At 63.2% G+C, this 24,428-nt stretch carries 26 protein-coding genes; 7 read left to right on the forward strand and 19 right to left on the reverse strand.

Annotated elements, in window-relative coordinates:
* Positions 1–23: 23 nt before the first annotated feature.
* Positions 24–1,481 (reverse strand): M81 family metallopeptidase, encoded by a 1,458-nt coding sequence (locus L6639_RS16160; protein WP_237862700.1) that lies wholly within the window; start codon positions 1,479–1,481, stop codon positions 24–26.
* Between the two features lie 1,099 nt (positions 1,482–2,580).
* Between L6639_RS16160 and L6639_RS16165 the strand changes: the two genes are divergently transcribed.
* Both L6639_RS16165 and L6639_RS16170 read left to right on the forward strand, forming a co-directional pair.
* Complete coding sequence (locus L6639_RS16165; protein ID WP_237862701.1) at positions 2,581–3,603, forward strand: ABC transporter substrate-binding protein; 1,023 nt, start codon at positions 2,581–2,583, stop codon at positions 3,601–3,603.
* Positions 3,604–3,925: 322 nt separating this feature from the next.
* The gene (locus tag L6639_RS16170; protein WP_237862702.1) at positions 3,926–4,810 is read left to right on the forward strand and encodes an ABC transporter substrate-binding protein; all 885 of its coding nucleotides are present in this window, start codon (positions 3,926–3,928) and stop codon (positions 4,808–4,810) included.
* A 304-nt stretch (positions 4,811–5,114) separates the two neighbouring features.
* Here L6639_RS16170 and uxuA read toward each other — a convergent pair whose 3' ends face one another.
* From uxuA to L6639_RS16185, 3 genes are all read right to left on the reverse strand, one after another.
* Positions 5,115–6,305: a mannonate dehydratase gene (gene uxuA / locus L6639_RS16175; RefSeq protein ID WP_237862703.1), complete on the reverse strand. Its 1,191-nt coding sequence runs from the start codon at positions 6,303–6,305 to the stop codon at positions 5,115–5,117.
* 13 nt (positions 6,306–6,318) lie between these two features.
* Positions 6,319–7,368 (reverse strand): L-idonate 5-dehydrogenase, encoded by a 1,050-nt coding sequence (locus tag L6639_RS16180; protein WP_237862704.1) that lies wholly within the window; start codon positions 7,366–7,368, stop codon positions 6,319–6,321.
* A 61-nt stretch (positions 7,369–7,429) separates the two neighbouring features.
* Entirely contained in the window at positions 7,430–8,239 is an 810-nt protein-coding gene (locus L6639_RS16185; RefSeq protein ID WP_237862705.1) for a FadR/GntR family transcriptional regulator, read from the reverse strand.
* Between the two features lie 133 nt (positions 8,240–8,372).
* On the opposite strand from L6639_RS16185, the gene L6639_RS16190 reads away from it, so the two are divergent.
* On the forward strand, positions 8,373–9,854 hold the full coding sequence (locus L6639_RS16190) for a mannitol dehydrogenase family protein (RefSeq protein WP_237863332.1): 1,482 nt from the start codon (positions 8,373–8,375) through the stop codon (positions 9,852–9,854).
* 89 nt (positions 9,855–9,943) lie between these two features.
* Complete coding sequence (locus L6639_RS16195) at positions 9,944–10,351, forward strand: nuclear transport factor 2 family protein (protein WP_128950075.1); 408 nt, start codon at positions 9,944–9,946, stop codon at positions 10,349–10,351.
* A gap of 9 nt (positions 10,352–10,360) precedes the next feature.
* On the opposite strand, the gene L6639_RS16200 is transcribed toward L6639_RS16195, so the two are convergent.
* Positions 10,361–11,122: an HAD family hydrolase gene (locus tag L6639_RS16200; protein ID WP_377818814.1), complete on the reverse strand. Its 762-nt coding sequence runs from the start codon at positions 11,120–11,122 to the stop codon at positions 10,361–10,363.
* 142 nt (positions 11,123–11,264) lie between these two features.
* On the opposite strand from L6639_RS16200, the gene L6639_RS16205 reads away from it, so the two are divergent.
* Positions 11,265–12,116, forward strand: a complete 852-nt coding sequence (locus tag L6639_RS16205) for an SDR family oxidoreductase (protein WP_237862707.1) — start codon at positions 11,265–11,267, stop codon at positions 12,114–12,116.
* Between the two features lie 37 nt (positions 12,117–12,153).
* Here L6639_RS16205 and L6639_RS16210 read toward each other — a convergent pair whose 3' ends face one another.
* The 3 genes from L6639_RS16210 to L6639_RS16220 form a co-directional block, all read right to left on the reverse strand.
* Positions 12,154–13,041, reverse strand: coding sequence for a dienelactone hydrolase family protein (locus tag L6639_RS16210; RefSeq protein WP_237862708.1), 888 nt, complete (start codon positions 13,039–13,041; stop codon positions 12,154–12,156).
* A gap of 114 nt (positions 13,042–13,155) precedes the next feature.
* Positions 13,156–14,376 (reverse strand): MFS transporter, encoded by a 1,221-nt coding sequence (locus L6639_RS16215; RefSeq protein WP_237863333.1) that lies wholly within the window; start codon positions 14,374–14,376, stop codon positions 13,156–13,158.
* Positions 14,377–14,539: 163 nt separating this feature from the next.
* Positions 14,540–14,815, reverse strand: a complete 276-nt coding sequence (locus tag L6639_RS16220) for a hypothetical protein (protein ID WP_237862709.1) — start codon at positions 14,813–14,815, stop codon at positions 14,540–14,542.
* A gap of 67 nt (positions 14,816–14,882) precedes the next feature.
* Here L6639_RS16220 and L6639_RS16225 point away from each other — a divergent pair, with 67 nt between their 5' ends.
* Complete coding sequence (locus tag L6639_RS16225) at positions 14,883–15,461, forward strand: MarR family winged helix-turn-helix transcriptional regulator (RefSeq protein ID WP_237862710.1); 579 nt, start codon at positions 14,883–14,885, stop codon at positions 15,459–15,461.
* Positions 15,462–15,474: 13 nt separating this feature from the next.
* On the opposite strand, the gene L6639_RS16230 is transcribed toward L6639_RS16225, so the two are convergent.
* Positions 15,475–16,410 (reverse strand): hypothetical protein, encoded by a 936-nt coding sequence (locus L6639_RS16230; protein ID WP_237862711.1) that lies wholly within the window; start codon positions 16,408–16,410, stop codon positions 15,475–15,477.
* Positions 16,411–17,220: 810 nt separating this feature from the next.
* Here L6639_RS16230 and L6639_RS16235 point away from each other — a divergent pair.
* The gene (locus tag L6639_RS16235) at positions 17,221–17,991 is read left to right on the forward strand and encodes a response regulator transcription factor (protein ID WP_220004834.1); all 771 of its coding nucleotides are present in this window, start codon (positions 17,221–17,223) and stop codon (positions 17,989–17,991) included.
* 117 nt (positions 17,992–18,108) lie between these two features.
* Here L6639_RS16235 and L6639_RS16240 read toward each other — a convergent pair whose 3' ends face one another.
* The 10 genes from L6639_RS16240 to flaF form a co-directional block, all read right to left on the reverse strand.
* Complete coding sequence (locus tag L6639_RS16240; protein ID WP_237862712.1) at positions 18,109–18,567, reverse strand: hypothetical protein; 459 nt, start codon at positions 18,565–18,567, stop codon at positions 18,109–18,111.
* On the reverse strand, positions 18,564–19,103 hold the full coding sequence (locus L6639_RS16245; RefSeq protein ID WP_237862713.1) for a flagellar biosynthesis protein FlgN: 540 nt from the start codon (positions 19,101–19,103) through the stop codon (positions 18,564–18,566). Before L6639_RS16245 ends, L6639_RS16240 begins: the two co-directional genes overlap by 4 nt.
* A gap of 44 nt (positions 19,104–19,147) precedes the next feature.
* Positions 19,148–19,615 (reverse strand): rod-binding protein, encoded by a 468-nt coding sequence (locus L6639_RS16250; RefSeq protein ID WP_237862714.1) that lies wholly within the window; start codon positions 19,613–19,615, stop codon positions 19,148–19,150.
* Positions 19,612–20,031: a hypothetical protein gene (locus L6639_RS16255; protein ID WP_237862715.1), complete on the reverse strand. Its 420-nt coding sequence runs from the start codon at positions 20,029–20,031 to the stop codon at positions 19,612–19,614. The genes L6639_RS16250 and L6639_RS16255 overlap by 4 nt, the downstream gene beginning before the upstream one ends.
* Before the next feature lie 6 nt (positions 20,032–20,037).
* Positions 20,038–20,790, reverse strand: a complete 753-nt coding sequence (gene fliR, locus L6639_RS16260) for a flagellar biosynthesis protein FliR (protein ID WP_237862717.1) — start codon at positions 20,788–20,790, stop codon at positions 20,038–20,040.
* Positions 20,787–22,868: a flagellar biosynthesis protein FlhA gene (gene flhA, locus L6639_RS16265; protein ID WP_237862718.1), complete on the reverse strand. Its 2,082-nt coding sequence runs from the start codon at positions 22,866–22,868 to the stop codon at positions 20,787–20,789. The genes fliR and flhA overlap by 4 nt, the downstream gene beginning before the upstream one ends.
* Before the next feature lie 81 nt (positions 22,869–22,949).
* The gene (gene fliQ / locus L6639_RS16270) at positions 22,950–23,216 is read right to left on the reverse strand and encodes a flagellar biosynthesis protein FliQ (protein WP_220004841.1); all 267 of its coding nucleotides are present in this window, start codon (positions 23,214–23,216) and stop codon (positions 22,950–22,952) included.
* A gap of 2 nt (positions 23,217–23,218) precedes the next feature.
* Positions 23,219–23,641: a flagellar hook assembly protein FlgD gene (gene flgD, locus L6639_RS16275; protein WP_237862719.1), complete on the reverse strand. Its 423-nt coding sequence runs from the start codon at positions 23,639–23,641 to the stop codon at positions 23,219–23,221.
* A gap of 14 nt (positions 23,642–23,655) precedes the next feature.
* Positions 23,656–24,066, reverse strand: a complete 411-nt coding sequence (flbT, locus tag L6639_RS16280; protein ID WP_237862720.1) for a flagellar biosynthesis repressor FlbT — start codon at positions 24,064–24,066, stop codon at positions 23,656–23,658.
* Positions 24,066–24,413 (reverse strand): flagellar biosynthesis regulator FlaF, encoded by a 348-nt coding sequence (gene flaF, locus L6639_RS16285; RefSeq protein ID WP_237862721.1) that lies wholly within the window; start codon positions 24,411–24,413, stop codon positions 24,066–24,068. The genes flbT and flaF overlap by 1 nt, the downstream gene beginning before the upstream one ends.
* Between the last annotated feature and the right edge of the window lie 15 nt (positions 24,414–24,428).

The following is a 24,428-nucleotide window of genomic DNA, read 5'->3' on the forward strand; positions in this document are numbered from 1 at the left end:
CCGGGTACTCTCGGCGCCGTCCTTCAGCTCGCATGCAGCGGCCATTTCGGGCGCCGGATCTTGCGGTATGGCAGCGAAGTGATGTCGCGGGCCACGACGCCGGGCGCGTCGACCATGATGACGCGCGTGGCAATCGGCTCGAAGGACGCGCGGAAATGCTGCGATGACTTGACGACGACGATCTTGCGCTGCGCGGGATCGAGCCCGAGCTGGGTGAAAAGGTCGACGCCGAAGGCCTGGCAGCGGTAGGTCGAGAGCACGACCTCGACGCCGTCAGAGGCGATCAGCGCGCAGTCGCCGAGCTTCGCCGGCGTTCCCGCAAGTCCCGTCATGACCATGTCCGGCTTGAGCGCGCGGATCTCCCAGACGGCATCGACAGGATCGCCCGACAATGGCCCGATCTTGCCGCCGATGCGTAAAGCGAGGCGCGCGCCGACGCCGGCATCGAAGGCGATCCGGACCGCGCCCGGATCCCACAGCGGCCCGAGACAAGCGCTCGCGACGTTGCGATCGATGAGCCGCCGCAGGATATAGGTCGAATCGCCGGGTGCGCCGCCGCCCGGATTGTCGCTGCCATCGCCGAGCACCACCGTGCCATCAGCGGCGAGCGCGGCGTCGATCGCAGCATCGATCCCGGTCGGCCGCTCGTTCAGCGCCTCGCGCAGGTCGCACAGCTCGCGTGCCAGGCGCTGCGCCAGGTCTTGTCCCCGTGCGCCGTCCGGATCGACCGAGGCATCGCTGTAGACCAGCACCTTGGTGCCCATGTCAGGCACGTCGCCCGATGCAAAGCCGTGCACGGGGGAGATGGAGACGATGCCGTCCTTGCCCTCGCGTGCGCGCACGCGGTTCACAAAACTCTTGCCCGGCTCGCGCGTGGTGTGCAGCGACGCGATCATCCCGGTGTCGATAACAGCGACGCGCAGCTCGAGGCGCTTCTCGGCCAGCGCCGCGCAGAATTCGACGAGCTCCCGCGCCCGCTCCAGGATGTCCGTGTGCGGATACTCCTTCCAGCAGATCAGGAGGTCGGCATTCCCGACCATCGCGTCGCTGAGATGGGTGTGGGGATCGAGCGTGCCGCCAACGACCGTATCCGGTCCCACGATCTGCCGGACGCGCGCCAGGAGGTCCCCTTCGCAATCGTCATAGCCGTCGGCGACCATGGCGCCGTGCATGCCGAGCAGAACCATGTCGACGGGAAGCGCCGCCTTGAGATCCCCGAGGAGCTGGTCGCGGAGACTTTCATAGGCTGCGCGCGTCACGATGCCGTTCGGCACGGCTGCCGCCACCAGACCCTCGATCAGCGTCCAGCCGCGCGACGGCCCGACCTCCCGCGCGGCCCAGAGCGGGCCGCCATGCATCTGCATCGCATCGGGATGCTTCCCCGCCGGATAATAGGCGCGCTCGTGAAACGCCGACACGCCCGTCGGCATCGGCGCAAAGGTGTTGGTCTCGGTGGCAAGGGCGGCGGAAAAGACGCGCATGGGATTTCACTTCTCACATTGAGAAGCGCAATAACGCCCGCTATGGCGGCCCGGCGCAACCGTCTTTAATGCATGATCGCCCGGATCGCGCCGCGCAACTCAGCAAGGCCGCGCAGGCGGCCGATTGCGGTGTAGGGGGACCGCTCTCTCCACGTCATTGCGAGCGCAGCTACTTGTCCGCCGAAGCCTTGGCGAAGGCGGAAGCAATCCAGAGTCGTTCCGCGGAGAGATTCTGGATTGCTACGCTGCGCAGGGGAAAGGTAGGTTCGAGGTTGGACAGGCAGTCCCTTTTCGCTGGTGCGCCACAGAGGACCTGAGATGGTCAACCTAAGACTCAACGCTCACTATTCGGTTCTTGCGTTGCTGAGTCGCGTGGGCTTCTGCGGCGGCCTTGCAGTGATGCTTTGGTTTGTTGCCGCCCAGATGAGGAGCCAAAACTGGTTCACCGTGACCAGCTACATTGTGGCTGCAGCGATGGCATGTGCAGCCCTTGCGTTTTCTTATCTGTTGCTAACCGCGAGGGGCCAAGTCGTCGTTTCGATCGACGAGACGGGGTTCAGGGACGAGCGACTAACGTCCACAGCCATACCCTGGAACGTGATCCAGTCGGTGTCGCCGTACATTCCCAGCAGATCAAGGAGCGCAACCGGAATCGAGCTTGTGATAGAGCCCAAATTCAGGCAAACGATTCTTATGCGGCCGGCCGGTAGGCTCTTCGGGTGGGTGACCCGCTACAGTATTTCGGGGCCAGCCATTTGTTTGGACACGAGCATCTTAGATGCTGAGTGCGACGAAATTTCTCGCATTGCAAACTCTTACATATCGGGCCGATCCTAAGCGAAGAGCCCTCATCCTTGCGCGGTGCCGGGCTGGACGAGACAATCAGTTCTGCATGCCCGCTGTTTGCTTATCGCTGCCGCAGCCCACGGCTGAGGATGTGTCGGCTGTCAGGGGTAGACCGGGCCTAACGTAAACCGAGCCAAAACGTCGCTCATGACCCAACTGAGAACCTGGCTGTGCACTGCGGCAATAGCTTTAATGACTATCAATGTGCCGGACTAAACCGCTACGATGCCATCACCTGAGCTTGGGAGCGGACATGCGACGGCGGGAGTTCATCGGGCGTTTCGGCCTTATTGGCGCAGCCGCATCAACAATGTTTGGTCGCGGCTCAAGCGCGCAGTCTGTGCCAAAACGTCCGCTCATTGCGTGGGCGGGCGCTCCGCCTGCAGGTACGCCCGCAGGCGCAAACGTACCTCAATTCATATTGGACTTGACGTTTGGCAATTTTGTTAAGGGGCTCTCGGAGTTCGGCTACGAGCAAGGTCGAAACGTTGATGTCATAAAGCGATTTGACATGTTTACTGACCGAGTAGCAACCATGGAAGAGATGGTGGCTCTGGTCAAACCCGATATCATCGCCGCGCCGGCGACATTGCAAGCCGTCGAAGCCCGAAAGGCGACGTCGACGATACCGATTGTCTGTGGCGCGCTCGCGAACGCGGCTTATCTCGGCTTGATTGCCAGCGATGCTCGCCCAGGAGGAAACGTAACGGGCATTGAGCCCTACATCGCCGGATTGCCGACCAAGCAAATTGAACTCGCACGAGAAATCGCGCCAACGGCACGGTGCGTTGGACTGCTTACCAACATGAACGATCCCAAGGGCCCGCCTCAAGTCGGGGACTTGAGGGCGGCCTGCCAATCTTTAGGCTTCAGCGTCGTCGAAGCCGAAGCCAATACGCCGAACGACATTCCGGGGGCGCTCGCTGCGTTGGCGAACGAAAAGGTCGATGTCGTCGTTGTCCTTCAGACTAATCTGCTCCTTGTCAGGTGCGAGCAGATCGGGGCCGTTGCCCTTGAAAAGCGGCTACCGACCGTCTTCGGATATCGCGAGCACGTTATTCACGGCGGCCTCGTCAGCTACGGAGTCGATTTGCGCTGGTGTTATCGTCGCCTCGGCTATTTTGTAGACAAAATCCTCAGGGGTGTTCGATGCGGTGACCTGCCCATCGAATTTCCAACCAAATTATGGTTGGCAGCCAATCTTAACACGGCGAAGGCTCTCGGCGTTACCGTACCGGCAGGGCTTCTTGCCCGCTCCGACGAGGTGATTGAGTAGCGTCACTTATGTCCGAGTCTGGCCATCGCTACCGTTGACGCGGTGCCGCGATAGGGGAGTCCGGAAGTTTACAGCCGAGACCTAGACCGACGCTTTGATCCTCTTTGACATGCATCGTCGATCGGTAACGACGTTTCCGGCGCTCGAACCAGTGCGACGTGATACGCTAGACAGTGACTTCTGACTTCGAGGTGATCTAATGCGGCGACGTGAGTTCATCGCGACACTTGGGGGCGGGCTGGCATGGCCACTTGTGGCTCGAGGACAGCAAAGCAATAGCAAGCTTCTGGCAATCTTTAGCCCGTCAGAGTCGAGCACGCTCATGCATGAGCATAGCGAGAACCGGTATTATAGGGTCTTGTTCGAAGAGCTTCGGCGGCTGGGGTGGGTCGAGGGACAAAACCTCACGGTCGAGGGTTACGGGAGAGATCAGAACACGTCCGGCCTCGACGTTCTGGTGACGGCAATTGTTCAAAGACATCCCGATGTCATCTACACGGTCGGTCCGGGTGCGGTCAGCTTCAAACCGGCAACATCGCGTATTCCGGTGGTAGCGTTGACCGCTGACCCGGTCGCGTTGGGGATTGCGCAGAGTCTAGCCCACCCGGGGAGTAATTTCACGGGCGTCAGCATCGACACCGGACCGTCCATCCATGAGAAGCGGATAGCATTATTGCGCGAGATGTTTCCCGCCATCTCGAAACTGAGCTGTCTTGCTCTTCGCTTTCAATGGGAAGGTCCCCGTGCCATCGCAGGCCCCGCAATCCGCGCGGCAGCCGAGAAGATGGGCGTGCCTCTCGTTGTGTCTTTGGTCGCATTTGGCGCGAGTGAAGCAGACTACCGCTCGGCAATCGAGAGCGCCGCCCACGATGGCGCAAATGCAATCATGGTGGTCGACTCGGCCGACGTTTTGCGAAACAGCACGCTCATTGCAAGATTGGTCGGCGAATTCAGGCTTCCTTCGATGTTTACGTTTTTTGAGCCCGTTGAGGCTGGCGGGTTGATGGCTTATTCCTTCGACTTGATCGAACTGTACAAGCGCGCGGCAAACAACATCGATGCGATACTCAAAGGGACAAAGCCGGGAGATATCCCTTTCTACCAGACTTCCAAGTTCGAGTTGTCCATCAATCTCAAGGCAGCGAAACAGTTGGGAATAACGGTGCCTCCTGCGCTTGTTGCAAGCGCCGACCACGTCATCGATTGAGCAGGTGAAGGTCCGCTTCTGGCCCATCGCAACATATTGCGCTACCGCACGAACTTGTCGCTATAGGGGGCAAAGCGGACGCTGCTTTCGTCGCATCAAGCCGCCGCGTTTATGGGTCCGCGGCCTACATTCTTCCTCTCCCCGTTCCTACGGGGCCGGGACGAGCTCTGCTCGCCCTGAGAGGTTGGGGTGAGGGGCTGCTTCCGCAATCATGGTGAGAGATGGACCCGCGGAGAGTCCCCCTCACCCGGAATCCGCGCTTTCAGCGCGCATTCCTCTCCCCACACGCGGGGAGAGGCGAAGTTCACCGATGCCCGATCGCCCTGATCGCGCCGCGCAGCTCAGCAAGACCGCGAAGGCGGCCGATTGCGGTGTAGCCGGGATTGGTGCGTTTGGTCGCAACGAGATCGTCCAGCATGCGGTGGCCGTGGTCGGGCCGAAACACGATCCTCTGATCGGCTGGGCGCCGCGCGTTCTCCTTCAGGAGGGCCTTCAGCACCGCAATCATATCGACGTCGCCGTCGAGATGATCTGACTCGTGGAATGAGAGCCCGTCGGCCTCGCGCCTGGTCGCGCGCAGATGGGCAAAGGCGATGCGCGCGCCGAAACGCTCGGCCATCTCAGGCAGGTTGTTCTCCGCGCGCACGCCGAGCGAGCCCGTGCACAGGCAGATGCCGTTGGCCCTGGACGGAACGGCGTCGAACAGCGCCTGATAATCCTCGGCAGTCGAGGCGATCCGGGGCAGGCCGAACAGCGGCCGCGGGGGATCGTCGGGGTGCAGCGTCAGCGAGACGCCGAGTTGCTCGGCGACCGGCGCGACGCGGGTGAGGAATTCGACGAGATGCTGCCGCAGGATTTTTGGCGTGATGTCGCGATAGGCATCCAGCCGGTCGCGGAATTGCGGAATGGTCAGCGGCTCGGTGGTCGAGCCGGGCAGCGCGCTGGCAATGACCATGATGAGATAGTCGATATCGGCCTGGCTCATCTTGTCGAACAGCGCTTTTGCGCGCGCCTGCTGCGCAGGTGAATATTCCTGCGGCGCCGCCGGGCGCTTCAGGATATGCAGCTCGAACGCCGCAAACCGGTCCTGATCAAAGCGCAGGGCGCGGGCACCATTCGGCAGCTCCCATTCGAGATCGGTCCGGCACCAGTCGACCACGGGCATGAAATTGTAGCAGATGATCTTGATGCCGCAGGCGGCCACCGCCTCCAGGCTGGCGATCCAGGCGTCGATGGATTTGGTCGCCTTAGCCCCGAGCCGCTTGACGTCGTCAGGGATCGGAATCGATTCCACCACCGACCAGATCAATTGCGAACGGCCCGGCTGGCCGTTCTCGATAAAATTCTTGCGCTCCTCGACGGCCTTGCGTGTCCAGGCCTCGCCGATCGGCACCTGATGCAATGCCGAGACGATATCGCTCGCGCCGGCCTGCCTGACATCGTCCAGCGACACGGGATCGTTGGGCCCGTACCAGCGCCATCCCTCGCGCATCATGCGTTGTCTCCAATCAGTTGGCGGTCAACACGACCTTGACGCTCTGCGAGCGGTCGAGCGCCAAGCGCAGGGCGTCGGGCGCGGTCGACAGCGGCCGCTCGGCGGTGACCAGCGACAGCACGTCGACGCTGCCCGCGCCGATCAGTTCCACCGCGGTCAAGAATTCGAGCCCGAAGCGGAATGAGCCGCGCAAATCGATTTCCTTCGCCATCACGGCATTCGACGGCGTCGGAATCTGGCCACCCGGCAGATTGCCGATCTGCACCACGACACCGCCGCGCCTGACGATGCCGATGGCGCTGGCAAGACCCGCGGCGGTGCCCGAAACTTCGAAGGCAACGTCATACGGACGTGACGCGGCCTGCGCCTTTAGGCCCTCTTCGCCGCCAGAGACGTTCTCGACATGGGACGCCCCGAGCCTGGTCGCAAAAGCCAACGGCGCTGGCGCGATGTCGGCCACCGTGATGTCGGCCATGCCGGCGCGGCGGGCGGCGAGCATGGTCAGAAGCCCGATCGGGCCGGCACCAAAGATGATGCCACGCTTGCCCTGGACGTTGCCGGCGCGCGCAACGGCGTGCAGGCAGACCGCGAGCGGCTCGGCGAGAGCCGCAGCCTGATAGGAGACGTGATCGGGGATCTTCACGCACTGCGCCGGAACCGCGTCGAAATAGTTGGCAAAGCCGCCCTGCATGTGCGGCGTCTTCGAGGCCGATCCCATGAAGTAGATATTTTCGCAGAGATTCTGCCGGCCCTCGCGGCAAGCTGTGCAATGGCCGCACCAGCGCGACGGATTGACGGCGACACGATCCCCGACCTTCAGGTTCGCGGCCGTGCCTGCGATCTCGACGACCTCGCCCGAGATCTCGTGACCGAGCACCAGCGGCGACTTCACCACGAAATCACCGGTCCGGGCGTGGCGGAAGTAATGCATGTCCGAGCCGCAGATGCCGCCGGCGCCGAAACGGATGCGCACCATGCCGTCGGCAAGTTTATCGAGCGGATGCTCGATCATGCGCAGATCTTCAGGTCCGAACAGGGTTGCGGCGAGAGCGGTCGAGGTCATCGATCAAATCCCATTGTGTCTGCAGCTTCGTTCACCCGTCCCGAAAATGAGACGAGCCATCTCATCGTCGCCGCGCGCTGCCGTTCTTGGGCTGCACGCCAGACGGTCGTTTTGGCTTCGCCGGCTGACCTTCGGATCGCGCCGCCCGCTTCCGTGCCGATGGCGCTCCTGCTGATGCCTCGGCACCAAAGCTCTGCGCAAAGCGCTCCTGCGAATGCGCGAGATGATCGCGCATGGCGTCGTGAGCCGACATTGGCCGGCGCGCCGCGATGGCGTCGCGCACGGCGCGATGCTCGCTCAGCGCCGCGAGCCAGGTGCCGGGGTTTTCGAAATAATGCGCAAGCTGCGTGAAGTAGGGATTGAGCCGCTGGTCGAACATCTCGCCGACCACGCGCACCAGCACGGCGTTGCCGAGGCATTCGGCGATCGCGACATGGAAGGCGCGGTCGTGGACCATCGAGGCTTCGCTGGGATGCTCGACGTCAGCCATTGCGACAAGGGCCGCGTCGATGCGGGCGACATCGTCGCTGGTCGCCACGCGGGCGGCCTGCTCGGCGATGGCGCTTTCCAGGAATTCGCGGGCGCGCAGCAGCTCGAACGGCCCCTCGAGGACGGCCGAGGGCACCGGCGCGGCGTCGACGGGCTCGGTCACATAGATGCCGGAGCCGACGCGAATGCGAACGCGCCCCTCCACTTCAAGGGCAATCAGGGCCTCGCGCACTGTCGGCCGCGAGATCTTGAGCTGCTCGGCGAGATCGCGCTCGGTCGGCAAGCGGCTGCCGACCGCGTACTCGCCGCTGTCGATCAGGCTTCGCAATTGATCGGCGACCTGGCGGTAAAGCCGTCTCGCCTCCACAGCTTCCAGCGGCACGCTGGCCTCCCCGTAGGGTCTCGCCGGGAAGGGTTGCTGCCCGGCGGCCCCGCCCATTTTGGATAATTGGCCTTACCAATTGACCTGATACGGCCGCCATGTCAAGCAGCGGCCACACAGAGGGGAGATGACTATGCGGCTTGGCCACGCCAATCTCGACCGGATGCCGCCGGCCATCCGTCGCCCGGCCTATGACCGTTCCCTGATCACGCCAGGCATCGTGCATCTTGGTCTCGGCGCGTTTCATCGCGCCCACCAGGCTGTCGTCATCGACGATTGCCTTGCCGCGGGTAGCAACTCATCGGTCAGCTCTTGGGGCATCGTCGGCGCGAGCCTGCGCAGCCCCGATACGCGCGACGCCCTCGCCCCGCAGGATCATCTCTACACGGTCGCCGCGCGCGCCGCCGAAGGCACCGCGCATCGCGTCGTCGGGGCACTGCTGGACAGCGTCGTCGCGCGCGAGAAGCCGGCCGCGCTGGTCGAGCGGATGGCCGATCCCGCCGTTCGCATCGTCTCGCTGACGGTGACCGAAAAGGGCTATTGCCACACGCCTCAGTCAGGCGATCTCGACGAGCGCCATGCCGATGTCGTGCACGACCTCAACAATCTCGACGCGCCGCGCTCGGCGCCGGGCTTCATCGTGGCGGCGCTGGCCCGCCGGCGAGTGCTGGGCATTGCACCCTTCACCGTGCTGTGCTGCGACAATCTCGCCGCCAACGGCCAAACCGTGCAGCGGATCGTGACGCAATTCGCCGCGCTCCGCTCAAAGGAGCTCAGTCAGTGGATCGCTGATACGGTCACCTTCCCCTGCACCATGGTCGACCGCATCGTGCCCGAGACAACCAATGCCGATCGTGACGCGGTCGCTACGGCGCTCGGGATGCGTGACGCCTGGCCCGTGATGACCGAGCCGTTCACGCAATGGGTGGTCGAGGATCGCTTTGCCGCAGGCCGGCCTGATCTCGCCGCAGCGGGCGTCGAGCTCGTCAGCGACGTCAAGCCGTTCGAGCTGATGAAGCTGCGGCTGCTCAATGCCAGCCATTCAGCGCTCGCCTATCTCGGTTACCTCGCCGGGTACGAGACCATCGCCGACACCATGCAGGATCCGCATTTCGCACGCCTCGCCGCACAAATGATGGAAGACGCCGCGGTGACGTTGACGATGCCAGAAGGCACCGATCTTTCCGCCTATCGCGCCTCCCTGCTCAAGCGTTTTGCCAATCCGGCGCTGCATCACCGCACCTGGCAGATCGCGATGGACGGTTCGCAAAAACTGCCTCAGCGCCTGCTCGGGGCGATGCAGGATCGTCTCGCCAAGAACCTGCCGATCGCGACGCATGCGCTCGCGGTGGCCGGCTGGATGCGCTACGTCACCGCGTCCGACGAGCAGGGTCGCACCATCGACGTGCGCGATCCCCTCGCCGCCGAGCTGGCGGCGCTGGCGCGCGAGGCAGGTCCCGTCGCGGAACGGCTTGCACCCGCGTTGCTCGGCGTCACAAAAGTGTTCGGGCCGCTTGGTGGCGAGCCGCGCCTGCGCGAGGCTGTGACCGCAGCGCTCGGACGTCTCTACGCGGAAGGTGCGCGGCGCGCGGTGGAGACGCAGATTTCGGCGTGACCAGAAAGTGGGCAGCGATGTTGCGCTGCGTTCAAAGTCGGACTGAAGTCGCGCTTGATTTTTGCCTCCCATTGCCCCACCCGAGAGATATGGCAAAGGACAACAAGGTCATCGCCGCGAACGCGGCTTTCTACGCCGCCTTTTCAACGGGCGATTTTGACGGCATGAAGCGGATGTGGGCGGATGACGATGCCATTTCCTGCATTCATCCTGGCTGGCCCGCGATCGTCGGCCACGCCACGGTGATCGGAAGCTGGCGCGACATCCTGCAAAACCCTGAGAGGCCGCAGATCGTCTGCGCCGAGCCGCAGGCGATCGTCGACGGCGACAGCGCCCGCGTGCTCTGCATCGAGATCGTCGACGGAACCGCGCTGGCCGCCGCCAACCATTTTCGCCGCGTCGGTGACGACTGGCGCATGGTGCATCACCAGTCGAGCCCGATCGCACAGATTGTCGAGCAGGCTGAGGACGATAGAGCAAGCCACCGGGTGCACTGACGGCAACCTTCACGCCGGCGTGATGTACTGTGCATGGGGTTGTTTTTCAGTGTCGTATTCGTCGGTGAGTTCCGACAGCTCGTCCAGCACGAACCGCGCCGCGCTGAAATCATCATCCCTGAAGTAGATGCTGCGCGTGATGAGTACGGGAATGTGGGCTCGCGAGGCCGCGACCAGCCCGTTGGCGGAATCCTCGATCGCGACGCAATCCGAAGGCGCCAGCCTCAGCCGTGCCAGGATCGCGAGATAGACATCCGGCGCCGGCTTCTTGTGCCTGACATCATCGCCGGCAACGATCGCCTCGAAATCAAGAGCCCAGCCCGCCCCCAGCGCACGCGACAGCAGCGCATCGATATTGCCGTGCGAGGTCGTCGTCGCAATCGCGATCCGCTGCCTACGCGCCTTTGCCGCCGTGAGCAGCTCCGCCACGCCGGGCCTTAAGGGGCAGCAGCCGGTTTCGATCAGCTCGGCGTAATGCGCGGTCTTGATGCGGTGAAGCTCGGCGATATCGGCGTCCGACAAGGGCGGGGCGATCTGTTGCCTGGCGTGGAAGGCGCGGATGCGCTCCTTGCCGCCGGTCACCCGCAGCAGATCGCGGTAGGCGGCGCGGTCCCAGTGCCAGTCGAGACCATGACGGGCGAAGGCGTGGTTGAAGGCGCGCCGGTGCAGTTCCTCGGTCTCGGCAAGCGTCCCGTCGACATCGAAGATCAGCGCGACCGCGTTCCGGATCAGTTCTGCCGCGCCCGCTGGAGCGATCGCTTCCGCCTGCATGGTCGACGCCTCCCGTGAACGGATGAGCATCGCCTGCACCGGCGGTCGCGTAAAATCGCAATATCTTTTGCAAGACCCAAAAATCTCTTATGAGCGAGGACGCGCGGGCTCGCGCGAACGGAACTCGGACCACGGAAGACGCATGCGGCTCTTTATCCTCGGCCTCGGCTATAGCGCCCGGCACTTCATCCGCAGGTTCAGCGGCAACTTCTCGCATGTCGCCGGCACGGTGCGCGATCCGGCCACGCGAGACGACCTCGCCGGCATCGAGCTGCATGGCTTTGCCGGCAGCCGCCCCGCTGACGCGACGGTCGACCGGATCCGCGAGGCCGATATCCTGCTCGTCTCCATCCCGCCCGGCAGCAGCGGCGACCCCGCACTCGCGGCGTTCGGTGATGTGCTGGCGGCAGGCCGCCGCAAGGTCATCTATCTCTCCACCATCGGCGTATATGGCGATCACGCCGGCGGATGGGTCGACGAGAGCACGCCGCCGCAATCTTCCCTCGATCGCGCGCGGATGCGCGTCGCGGCGGAGCAGGCCTGGACGGAGACGGTGCACGGCAATGTTGCGATCCTACGGCTTGCCGGCATCTACGGACCTGGCCGCAACGCGCTGGTGACGCTGCATGGCGGCACCGCCCGGCGCATCATCAAGCCCGGCCAGGTCTTCAACCGCATCCATGTCGATGACATCGCGAGCGCCATCATGGCCGCGATCAACCACAGAAATGGCGGCACCTGGAACATCTGCGACGACGAGCCCGCACCGCCGCAGGACGTGATCGCCTATGCCGCGCAGCTGATGGGCATTGCACCGCCGGCCGAAGAAGCGTTCGCAACGGCCGACATGTCGGCAATGGCGCGCAGCTTCTATGCCAGCAGCGCCCGCGTCTCCAATGCGAAACTGAAGCGCCAGCTCGGCGTCACGCTGGCCTATCCGACCTATCGGCACGGCCTCGATGCGCTGTGGCGCGATGACGAAATGCGAAAGTAAGAGGGCGGCCAATCGGCCGCCCTCTTCGAATTCGGCGTCAGCTCAGGACGCCATATTTCTTGAACCAGGCTTGCGCCTGCGCCCAGGCATCTTCCGCCGCTTCCTTGCGATAGCTGCCGCGATAGTCGGCATGGAAGCCGTGCGGCGCTTCCGGATAGATCTTGAACTCGGCCGTCTTCTTGTTCTCCGCGAGCGCGGCCTTGAGCTGCTCGACCTGGGCGACCGGAATGCCGGTGTCGGCGCCGCCATAGAGGCCGAGCACCGGCGCCTTCATCTCGGGCGCAAGCTGCATCGGGCTCTTCGGCCACAGCGGATTGGGCGCATCGACCGGCGGACCGTAGAAGGCGACGCCGGCCTTGAGCGTGCCACTATGGGCGGCATATTCCCAAACCGTGCGGCCACCGCGGCAGAATCCGATGATGCCGAGCTTGGCAGTGTCGCCGCCCTGCGATCCCGCCCAGGCCACCGTCGCATCGAGATCGGACAACAGCTCGGCGTCCGGCTTGGCGTTGACGATCGGCAGCAAGTCTTTGATGTCGGTGATCTTGGTGAGGTCCGTGCCCTTGCGGAAGTAATAGTCGGGCGCAACCGCAAAGGCGCCGAGCTTGGCGAGGCGCCGCGTCACATCCTTGATGTATTCGTGCAGGCCAAAGATCTCCATCGCGACGATGATCACCGGCGCCTTGGTGTTGCCGGCGGGCCGGGCAAAATAGGCCGGCATCTCCTCGGAACCGACCTTGATCTTGGCGTCGCCGGCCTGGAGGCCGCTGGTGTCGGTCGTGATCACCTCGGCGCGGACGGGACCTGCCGCAAGCGTGTAGCCGGCGGCGACGGCCGCGGTGGCGCTCATGAATCCGCGACGCGAGACCGGGGCGACTTTCGTCAACCCGACCACGTCGGCCGTCATGGTGGGTTCAATGCTCATTGGTCGATCCTTCCTGATGCCTTGCCCTGGTATCTTGCCCTGATCCTTCAGGCGACGCATTCGCCGACAATTGCCGCCGAAACGCAAATCACCAGCCTGCGAGCTTTCGCCCGGTCAGGTTCTCCGGGTCTTCGCCGGCGCGGTCTCGGGCATCAGGCTCATCGCCACAAGCCCGACGATCCCCGCGAGCAGCAGGTACCAGGCCGGCGCCAGCGGATCTCCGGTGACATGGAGCAACCAGGTGACCACGAGTTGCGCCGTGCCGCCAAAGCTTGCGATCGCAACCGCATAGACGGTAGCGAATACGCCGCCACGGATGTTCTGAGGCAGCGCCTCGGAGAACGTCGCATAGAAGGCCGTGAACGGCAGCGAGCCGATGACGGAGAGCAGGCCGAAGCCAGCCAGCAGCGACAATGTGCCGGGCACATGGACGATCCAAAGGAAGACCGGATAGGTCAGCAGCAGCGCTGCGAGCTGCGGCCAGATCATCACCGGCTTGCGGCCGAGACGATCAGCCAGCCCGCCGCCAACCAGCGCGCCCACGAACTGAATGCCGTTGCTGACGAGCGAAACCGCAAACGCCAGGGTCGACGAGACATGCAGCGTGTTCTGCGCATAGGTCGTCATGTATTGCGTGACATAGGTCGAGATCGTGCCGCTGGCCAGAACCATCAGCGCCAGCATGATCAGGCCGATGTGACGGCGGGCCAGCGAGAGATGGCCCGTGCTTTCCTTCGCCACGATTCCGGCTTCCGCCTGCGGGATGGTCTCCGGCAAGGTCCGACGCATCCAGACGCCGAACGGCAGGCAGACCGCGCCGATCAGAAAGGCCACCCGCCAGCCATAGAGGTCGAGCATCTCCGGTGCCATGGTCTTGCTGAGGATCACACCGACCAGGGCGCCTGCCGTCGCCGCGATCTCCTGGCTCGCCGGCTGCCATGCCACCACCAGCGCCCGATGTTCAGGCGGCGCGATCTCGATCAGATAGGCGGTGGTGGGCCCGACCTCGCCGCCGAGTGCAAAACCCTGCACCAAGCGGGCCGCGATCACGATGACCGGCGCAGCAAGCCCGATCGAATTGTAGGACGGCGTGAACGTGATGGTCAGGATCGCAACCCCCATCAGCGCGAAGCTCAGCAGCATGGCCGGCCGCCGGCCGACCCGGTCGGAATAGATCCCAAGCACGATGCCGCCGATCGGCCGCGTCAAGAAGCCCGCGCCGAAGGTCGCCAATGACAACATCAGGCTGCCGTACTCGCTGCCGGTTGGGAAAAAGGTGTGGCCAATCTGGATCGCGAAGAAGCTGTACGTGATGAAGTCGTAGAACTCGAGCATGTTGCCGACAGTGGCAGCCAGCGCGGCGCGTCTAACGCTGAACGGTTCGATTTGCTCTGTTCCTAACGACACTTGTGAATTTCCCGGTACGATTGTGTGCCCGATTTAACCGGGTAGCCGCATTGCGTCGCAACATCCATTAACCGAAAAAATCTCGCGCCCCTCACCGTCCCGTCCCGAGTTGCACATTGTGTGCATCTTCGCGCAATTCGAAACGTTTCAATGCAAAAAACGGGCGCGATCGTGGCCACAGCGACACATGATGTTGCCCGAAGACAGCGGGCCCGCGCCATTTGACTGAAATTTTCGGATCAGTCGAGCCTTGCAGTTTACTCGAACTTTCTTTGTGACGATCTAGTTCCACTCGCGAATGTTCCATCTCCAGAACGGAGAGAACCAAGCGCGGCATGTCATTCGTCTCGCGCGAATCAACGCTCATTCTGACCTGCAGCGATTGCGCCCTCGAACGCTCAATTGAATAAAGCTTTATCCGATCTGGCATTGAAATGAATTTGGCTCGCGAAGCGATTGAATTGTTGGGACAGGTGGCGCGGATCCTGTGGTTTGAAGGCACCAAGCATGGCATGCGCGATCGCGAGTGGATGGCGCTGCGTTTCCTCTCCCGTGCGAACCGGTTCTCACGGACGCCTTCGGCGCTGGCAAGCTATGTCGGTACGACGCGCGGCACCGCCTCGTTCATCATCGGCGAGCTCGAACGTCTCGGTTACGTGGAGCGAACACGCTCGTCCAAGGACAAGCGCTCGGTCATGCTGAGCGTGACGCAGCAGGGCAAGAAGTTTCTTGCGCGCGATCCGGTCAACGGCTTGGCCGACGCCTTCGCCGTCCTCGATGACGACAGCAAGCTCCGCTTTCGCGACACGTTGCGACACGTGCTCGATCAGGCGGATGCCGCCGAACAGAGGCATCATACCGACGTCTGCAAGCGATGCATCTTCCTGCGGGAGGATCGCACCGCTTCCGAGAACAAGTCGACAGTCGAGTTCACCTGCCGGCTGTTTCGTGCCTCGATCGCCGAGGCCGAGATCGAGCTGCTATGCACCAGCTTCGAGCATCACCGACAATAGAAGCGTCCGCCGCTTACTTGCGCGCCGAATAGACGACACCCCCGCCGCTGGTTTCCACCACGAGACGGCCGTTCTCGTTCCTGATCTCCTCGATCCGACCGAGATTTGGGACCTGCTGGCCGAGCACGGCCTCGACGACGCCGTTCGGGCCCTGCAGGATCGCAATGCCCTCATAGGCCTGGCGGACCGACCAGCCCTTGACAACCTTCCGCGGCGCTGAGCTCCGCTCGACCGGAGCCACCGAGCCCGTGGTCTCCGGCGCGGCAACCGACGCCATCACCGGCATCGCCGGCGACGGCTGCGCGGCGACTTGCACCGGCGCCTGGATTTGGGCCTGAGCAAGCCTGTCGAGCTTCGCCGTCGAAGACGAGCTGACCCGCTCGATACGATCCAGATTCTCGGCAAACCGGCCGAAACGATCGCTGGTTGCCTTGCTCGACTGATCGACCGCGGTGCGCAGGCCATCGAGATTCTCCGATACGCCGGACAATTGCTTGCGCAGCTGGGCGACCGTGTCGCGCAGATTCCTGATCTCCGCATTGGCCGCGACATTGGTCTGGCCCGGCTGCATCGTGAGATAGGCGATGACGCCGGTGCACGCGCAAACCACCAGAATGGCGGCAACCGCCAATGTCGCGAGCGGCGCGACCCATGTGGGGCGCGGCGGCGGCGGCTTGGCCACGATCACCGCCGGCTTGATCACCACCGGCGCAGGTTTCGGTATTGCCATCTTATCAAGGCGCGCCTTGGCACGAATGCGCTTCAATCCCTCGAGCGCCTCTTTCGCTGCGGCTTCGTCGCTCGACACTGATGCAGGCTTCGCCCCTGCCGCGGGCTTGGCCGCGCGCGCATTACTATTGGGCTTTGTATCGCGTGTTTCCGGAGCAGGCTTCGCCGCAGCGGTCAAATCCGCCGCTTCAGCGGGACGCGTTTTTCCATCGGACAACATTTGAAAATGCTCCGTTCGTTTCGATCCGTCGAACGAAGCTAGTTGGCGAAGCTTGCCTGAAACGTGCGCATCGGAAATCTTTCGTCGCGCATGATGCACGCGCGAGCCTGACGCATCATGCGTGAGTCAAAAGTGCGACTCGAAAGACACACACTCGCCAAGATTTTGCCAAGCTGGAGTCTCGCCGCCATACGTGAGTCGAATTGTCGCACGTGAGTGCATGGCCAAGAGAGTCAATCCGGGGTTGAAAATCCTCGGTATGACGGCGCGGTGACACGACTCAAAATGGCTTTATTTATACGGGTATAGGAACTTTATAACCGCCACAGTGCAAACTGGTTCGGATTTTAAATCAACTGATACGTTCGAACATACAAAGAAACAACTGGAAACAAACCAACAGCATCAAGCACACGTAGCAAACACTTTGTTCCGCACGCTTGATCGGAAATCGGCAATTGTTACGGTCTGTCTCAAGTGATTCTCGCCCGTTGGCGAGGAGATCGACTGAGTTCAGTGGCGTTCGGACGCGATGAGCAACGTAACGCAACTGTACCAGGTCGCGGTCTCAATTCGCCCCGCAAGGTGATCCGTAAGACACCCGCCGGGCTTCACGCAGTAAGCGTTCAGTATCGAGTCGAAGTAGCAGGCCCACACACGTGGGCACTGAATGCGTAGGGCTGCCCGCGAATATCGAAACCACAATAACGGTTCGCGGGAGGGAATATCGTCAAACAGCATGGCTGCCGAGCCGGGGCATCACAACAAACCTCCCGGCCACAGCAAGTGCGAAACAGGGGCGAAAGACTGATGTATATTATCGTTGATGATCGCGAGAGCGTCACGAACAGCTACGTAGGAGGGCTCGTTCGCGAAGGCGTATCGTCGATCGGCTTCTCCTCCGGAGAATTCTGGGACTGGCTGCAATCCGCGAGTGAATCGGACCTGGCAGCCGTCGATGCCTTCCTTCTGGGGGACTGCGATGCCCGCGGAAGCCTGCCACGGGCGATGCGCAAGCGGTCTACGGCTCCGATCATCGCCATGAGTGGCCAGAAGATGCTCAAGAACACGCTGGAGCTGTTCGAATCCGGCGTGGACGACGTCGTCCACGTTCCGATCCATCTGCGTGAGATCCTCGCCCGAACGGCCGCGATCGCTCGCCGCCGGGTGGGCGAGTTGCCGAGGCCCTGCGAGACCAGGATCCAGGTCTTCTTCAACGGACGTGACCCCGAGATCGCGGGCCACGCCCTGACGCTGCCCCGCCGCGAACTGCGCATTCTCGAATATATGGTCAGCAACCACGGCAAGTGGATCACCAAGACGCAGATCTTCAACGCGGTCTATGGCATCTTTGAATCCACCTTCGACGAGAGCGTGATCGAGAGTCACGTCAGCAAGCTGCGCAAGAAGCTCCGCGACCGCCTCGGTTTCGATGCGATCGTGGCACGCCGCTATGTCGGATACCGGCTAAACATCCCGGCCAATGAGACCATCGACGAGCCGATGCAGGAGCTCGACGAAGTCGGCATCCTCCTGAACCGGGCCCATGCCGCCCCGGCGGCCTACCCGGCCGGCAACTGAAGCAGCGAGCCCGGCTCACAAACGACCACCGGCCCCTGCGGGACGCTCCCGCAGGGGCCGGTTTGCTTTTAACGGCAGAGATGTCGTGCTGCCGGCGCGACTTCGCGGACCAGCGAACTACGGCTTCTGCTGGAATTCTTCCTTGGAGACGTAGTTGAAGTCCTCGACCAGGACGTCCTGGACGACGTCGGCCTGCATGCGCTCGTTGACGCGCTGCTTGATCACCGAGGTGAGGCCGGAGAGATCGTAACGGGCAAGCTTCCTGAAATCGAGCTTGTCGTCAGCGTAGATCCTGCGGAAGGCCTCGTCGACGACGAACGGCTCCGGCGGGACGGTCAGCTGGTGCATAGTCTTCGCCTCGACGGTGTAGACGAAGCGCGCGACGATGTAGCCCTGCACGGCGCCGCCCTCGACCATGGGCACGCTCAGCGCCCGCGTCTTCTGGTATTGCAGTCCGTCGAGATATTCGTCCTTCGCGGGCAGCAGGCTGCCATTTTCCTTCCAATAGGCAACGCCGTAGCTCGTGCCCGCGGTAAGGATGCATACCCAGAGCCCGGCCAGCACCAGCTTGATCATTTTCCGTCCTGCGCTGCGCGACCGGTGTACGTGCCGTCGGATTCAGCCTCCTTGATCGCCCTGACGATGATGCTCGCGACCTCGCGCACGGCGTCGTAGTGCATCTCGAGCAGAGAGCGGTTTCGCTCGAGTTTCTCGCGCAGCCGCTGGATCTCCTCGGTGATTTCGATTTCTCGGCCGAGATGCATCCGCGCCCGCATCAGCCGGACGAATTCCAGCATGCTCCGGCTCTTGCGCGCGCTGAAATCGTCGAAATCGACCTTCTGCCCCGTCGCGAGCGCAGTGGTCTCCTCCTCGATGATGTCTTCGAGCCGGCGAATGGCGACCAGCAATCCGGCGACCTCTTCGGACCGCATCGCCTCCAACCTTGCCGCATCGGCATCGTCGGGCGTCATGCCGCTGCCGACATCAGGCAGGAGCGCCGGCAACAGAACGTCGCGCGGCTCAGCCTCCGTCACGGCCTCGATGTCCAGGACGTGTTGCTCAACGACCGGCTGCTCCATCACCTGGGTCGTCGCGCCTTGTTCTACCTGCATAGCAAATTCACCCCTCAAATTTCGTCACCCATGTCCCAGATTCATCAGCCCGACTTGCCCGCGACCTCCAGGCCTGCCGGATGCGCAGAGGCGAGTTGCTTGGCAATTCCGATCCCCTTGCCCTTCGCCAGCTGGGCGCCGAGCTGCTCGGCCAGCATCGATTTCCAGATGCCGCCCGCGGTGCCCTTGCCAAACACCTCCTCCGACTCCTTCGGCAGCATCGTCTCGACGAAGGTCTGGAGGACGAATGCCTCGAACTTGCGATAGACCTCGTCCGGGCCCGGCTTCTTGATCACCTGCACCGGCGGTCCGTTCACCACGCCCGATTGCGCCTCGGCCACCCTCGTCGCGGCTTGATCGGCCGCCTTGCTGGCCGCCGCATCCATCGTCGCAGCAAAATCGGCGTCCGACGATTTCAGCGACTCGAGCTTCGCAGTCGCCGTCCGCTGCGCAACCGGATCGGCGGCATCGAGGACATCGAGAACGAGGTCGGATGTCGGTGTCACAATCATGTCTTGGTCCGCCTGGCTGGCCGCGGCGTCAGATCGCGCGCGGCGGCGTGTGTTCCCACCATGTCTTCGAGCGAGCGCTTCTCGGCGTCGCGCAGCTTGTCGGCGAGCGCCGCCTTGGCGACGTCCTCGAGCTGCTTCACGCGCCGGGTCTCCGAGCGGACCTTGTCGAGCTGCATCGCAGCGCGCTCCTGCACGGCGCGAGCGCCTACGCTCGTCCTGTTGAGGCGCCGTGCAATCGAATCGCTCGACGAGCCCGCCGGCGCCTTGCCTTCGTTCAAGGTCCCCACCAGCCATGCCTGTTCATCTTGCATGGCCTGCTCCTCCTGGCGCATTTGCGCGAGCTGCCATTCGGACAGCCGGAGCTGAAGCTTCACCAGCGAGACAATGCGACTGAGCTTGTCGGCGCGCGAGGTCATGTTTCGTCATCCCGCCAGCCATGACGACAGGCCGAGCATGAACTGCGCCAGCAGTTCGTCGCTGGTCAGGTAAAGCAGCAGAAAACCACCGAACAGGACGAATGGCACCGAGACGAAATACACCGGTATAGCCGGGGTCAGCTTGTTGATGAGACCGACCGAGAAATTGACGATGACGGAATAAACGATGAAGGGGCTGGTGATCCGCAGCGTCAGCACGAACGCGTCGGCGAGACGGCTCACCAGCTGGTTCAGGGCCATCTCGCTGGTCAGCTTCTCGCCGGGATGCCAGACGTCGTAGGAGTTCATCAGCCCGCGCAACACCTGCCAGTGCTGGTCGGTCAGAAAGAACAGCGTGGTGACGGCGGCCATGATCAGCGGCACCACGGGCGGCGCCGGATCGGTGTCGCCGACAGGCGTGCCCGGGATGCTGCTGAGCCCGATCGCGCTCGCCATCACGGTGAGCATGGTCTGGAGTGCGAGGAAGAACACCCGCCCGCCGAGGCCGATGACGCTGCCGACCAGAAGCTCTGTGCCGATCAGCAGCGCCAGCGTCAGCGGCGAGGCGCCGTCGACGAGCGGTTTCAGGATGGCGATAAGGATCGGCGTCAGTGCGAAGGTCGTGACCAGGGCAACGAACAGGCGGATCTGCGGCGGAACGTTCACGCTGGAATAGCCAGGCACCAGCATCAGGCAGGCGCCGATACGGCAGAACACGATGAACGTGGCGAGCACGTTGTCGGTGAGGCCGCCGATCACGAAATGGCTCCAAGCGCGCGGATCTCGGCGCTGCGAGCGACCTCGACATGCGACAGGATTGGCAAGGTGGGGAACACCCGCTCCAGAATCATGCGGACATAGGGCCTGGCTTCCGGCGTGACCGCCAACACCACGCTGGTGCCGTCCTCGGTGAACTTCCGGACCGCGGCGCTGACTTCGGTCGCGAACTGCTCGATCAGCCGCGGGTCGGCATCGAACTCGACGACGTCGCCCTTGGCGTCGCGTTTCAGACTCTGATGGAAGGCAAGGTCCCAGCGATTGCCGAGGCGAAGGACGTTGAGCACGCCGTTGTCGGAGAGGTCGCCGCAGATCTGCTGGGCAAGACGCATCCGCACGTGCTCGGCGACTTGCTCGGACCGCCGCACATGCGGCGCGATCTCGGCGATCGCTTCGAGGATCAGATGCAGGTTCCGGATCGAAACCCGCTCACCCAGCAGGATCTTCAGGATCGCCAGCAGGCCGGAATAGGAGATCTGCGATGGGCAGAGATCGTCGACCAGGCGCTTGTACTCGGGCTCGAGCCGGTCGAGAAGCCCGCGCATGTCCTTGTAGGACAGCAGCTGCGATAGGTTAGCCCTCAGCACTTCGCTTAAGTGCGTGAGCAGGACCGACAGATTGTCGACCGGCTTGCAGCCCTGCCGCTTGACCTCTTCGGTGAAGGCTTCCGTCACCCACAGCGCCTTCATGCCGAACGCGGGTTCGATCACCTCGTCGCCGGGCACGTCCGGTTTGCCGTCCTTGTCCACCAGCACCATCACCTCGCCGATGCGGAGCTCGCCATGGGCGACGCGCGTATCGTGGATCCGGATCTGGTATCCCTTGGGGTCGATCGACAGATTGTCAGACAGCTTGATCTCGGGAATGACGAAGCCGTACTGCTTGGCGAACTTCTTGCGGATCTTGGCGACGCGATGGGCAAGCTCGTTGCGCGAACCGAGCAGGTGAACCGACAGATGGCTCCCGAGCGACAGCTCGATCTCGGCGGTCTTGAGCGATTCCTTGACCGATTCCTTGGCCTCGTTCTGGGCGCGCTCTTCCGCCTTGCGCGCGTCTTCTTTCCGCTCGCGCGCTGCCTGCCGCTTCGGCAGCGAATAGCCGACGAAAGCCATGACGCCGCCCAGCAGCACGAACGGTGCCATCGGCAACCCCGGCATCAGGGCAAGCACGAACATCATCAAGGAGGCCGCCGACACCGCGCGCGGATAGCCACCGAGCTGCCGCAGCACCGCCTGCTCGGCGGAGCCCCTGGTGCCGCCCTTGGACACCAGGAGGCCCGCCGACAGCGACACGATCAGCGCCGGCATCTGCGTGACCAGACCGTCGCCGACCGAGAGTTTTGTGTAGACGTCAGCGGCGCGCGACAGGGTCAATCCGTGATGAGTTACGCCGATGATGATGCCGCCGAAGATGTTGATCGCCGTGATGATCAGGCCGGCGATGGCATCGCCGCGCACGAATTTCGAGGCACCATCCATCGCGCCGAAGAAGGAGCTCTCCTCCTCGAGCTCGCGGCGCCGGCGCTGGGCTTCCTTGTCGTCGATCAGGCCCGCGGAAAGGTCCGCGTCGATCGCCATCTGCTTGCCGGGAATGGCATCCAGGGTGAAGCGGGCGCCGACTTCGGCGATACGCGTGGCGCCCTTGGTGATCACGACGAAATTCACCGTGACCAGGATCGCGAAGATGATCAGACCGATGACGAAGTCGCCGCCCATGACGAACTTGGAGAAGCCGGCGACAACGTGGCCGGCAGCGGTCTCGCCCTCCCCACCGCGCGACAGGATCAGGCGGGTGGTCGCGACGTTGAGCGCGAGCCGCAGGATCGTCGCGATCAGGAGCACTGTCGGGAAGGCGGAAAAATCCAGCGGTCGCTGGATCCACAACGCGACCATCAGGATCAGCGCCGCCAGCGCGATCGAGAAGGCGAGGCCGAGGTCGATCAGAACAGGGGGAATCGGCAGGAACAGGATCGTGAGCATGGTCACGATACCGCCAGCGAAGAAGGCGTCCGCACCAAAGCGTCGCGGGTTCGGCAGGCTAGCAGCTAACGTATCGGCCATAGGTCACCGGGCGGCAGGGTCCGCCCTGCAATCTGCCCCGCAAAGCTTACGCGAGGGTGGTGGCCGGGCCTGGCCTGCGGATCAGAAGCCGTGCTCGATCCGCGAATAGACCATCTCCGTGAAAGTGGAGAGATGGGCGCCGATGAAGGAGCCGGAGATGGCCACGACCACCAGGATGACGATGATCTTCGGAACAAAGGTCAGCGTCGCCTCCTGGATCTGGGTCAGGGCCTGGATCAGCGCGATGACAATGCCGACCAGCATCGCCGCGCCGACTGCGGGTCCGCACGCAACGAGGATGGTCCAGATCGCTGCCTGGACGAGGTCGAGGGCGTCCCGCTCGTTCATGGCTAGTTGCTGATCGTCAGACCAGGGCCGACCGCGACCTTGGTGCCGTCCTGGAGGGTCGCGACGGAGCCGTTGCTGTTGATCGAGATCGACGCGACCTTGCCGGTGAAAGTCGCGCCGGTCGAGTCGGTGAAGCTGACGTTCTTTCCGATCAGCCCGTCCGCCTGCGACAGCGATTGGGAGGACAGCAGCGAATCCAGCTTCGTGTTGGTTTGCATGGCCTGCTCGACCGTCGACAGCTGGGCGAACTGGCTCATATATTGCGACGTATCCGTCGGATTGGTCGGATCCTGGTTCTTCATCTCGGCGATGAGGAGCTGAAGGAAAGTGTTGTAGTCGACACCGCTGCTCGACGGCGTCGAACCGGACGAGGTCGAGCTGGTCGAATTGGTGCTTGTGGTATCGGTCACGCTGGGAACGTTCATGAGCCTCTCCGCTGTCAGGCAGCCTTGATTGGAGATTCGGTGGTGGTGCCGGCCAGGATCGCCTCCTCCAGAGGGAACAGCGCCCGGATGCGCTTGAGCGCCTCGAAGTAGCGGGATCCGCCGACCATCTCGTCGATCGCAGCGAGCCCGTCGAGCATCTCGCGGTTCTCGCACACGGCCAGCAGGGCTGCGTGGTGCTGCCCATAGAGCGAAGCGGCGGCAGCCACGTCCGTCGGATTCATCAGCATGAGCTGAACGATGAAATAGAGCTGGCGCATCGCCGTGGTGGCGTCGGCGGCCTGCATCACCTGCCCTTCCAGCAGGAACATCACGTCATTGACGAGCTCCAGCGAGACCTTGCGGTCCACGCGCAGCACCGCGCCGTTGATGTAGACCCGTTCGCCGGCCCGCAAGGAGATCTTCATTAAAGCGCGTCTCGGATCAGGCGGTTGATTTCGACGAGCTGCATCACGTCGTTCGATCGTTCCTCGCGAAGGCGATCGGCTTCCTTGACGACCCACAGCCCGATCGAGATGATGTCGGCGCGCAGCTGCTCGGGCAGCCCGTTCTCGGGATGCGCGAGGTCCTCGATGAAGATGGTCCACAGCCGCCGGACGTAGAGCAGGCTCTGGACCTGATCCTCGATGCTGAAGCGCTGCTCCTTCTGGAGCCGCTCCAGCCGGTCGATGCCGAGGCTGAGCGCCTGGCGCTCGCGCCCTCGCGCCTCGTAGCCGCTGTCTTCAACAACCGTCTCATAGGCTTCAAAAGTCATCCGTAATACTCTGCG

This window comes from Bradyrhizobium zhengyangense (genome assembly GCF_022012555.1).
In the GTDB taxonomy this organism is placed as follows: Bacteria; Pseudomonadota; Alphaproteobacteria; order Rhizobiales; family Xanthobacteraceae; genus Bradyrhizobium; species Bradyrhizobium zhengyangense.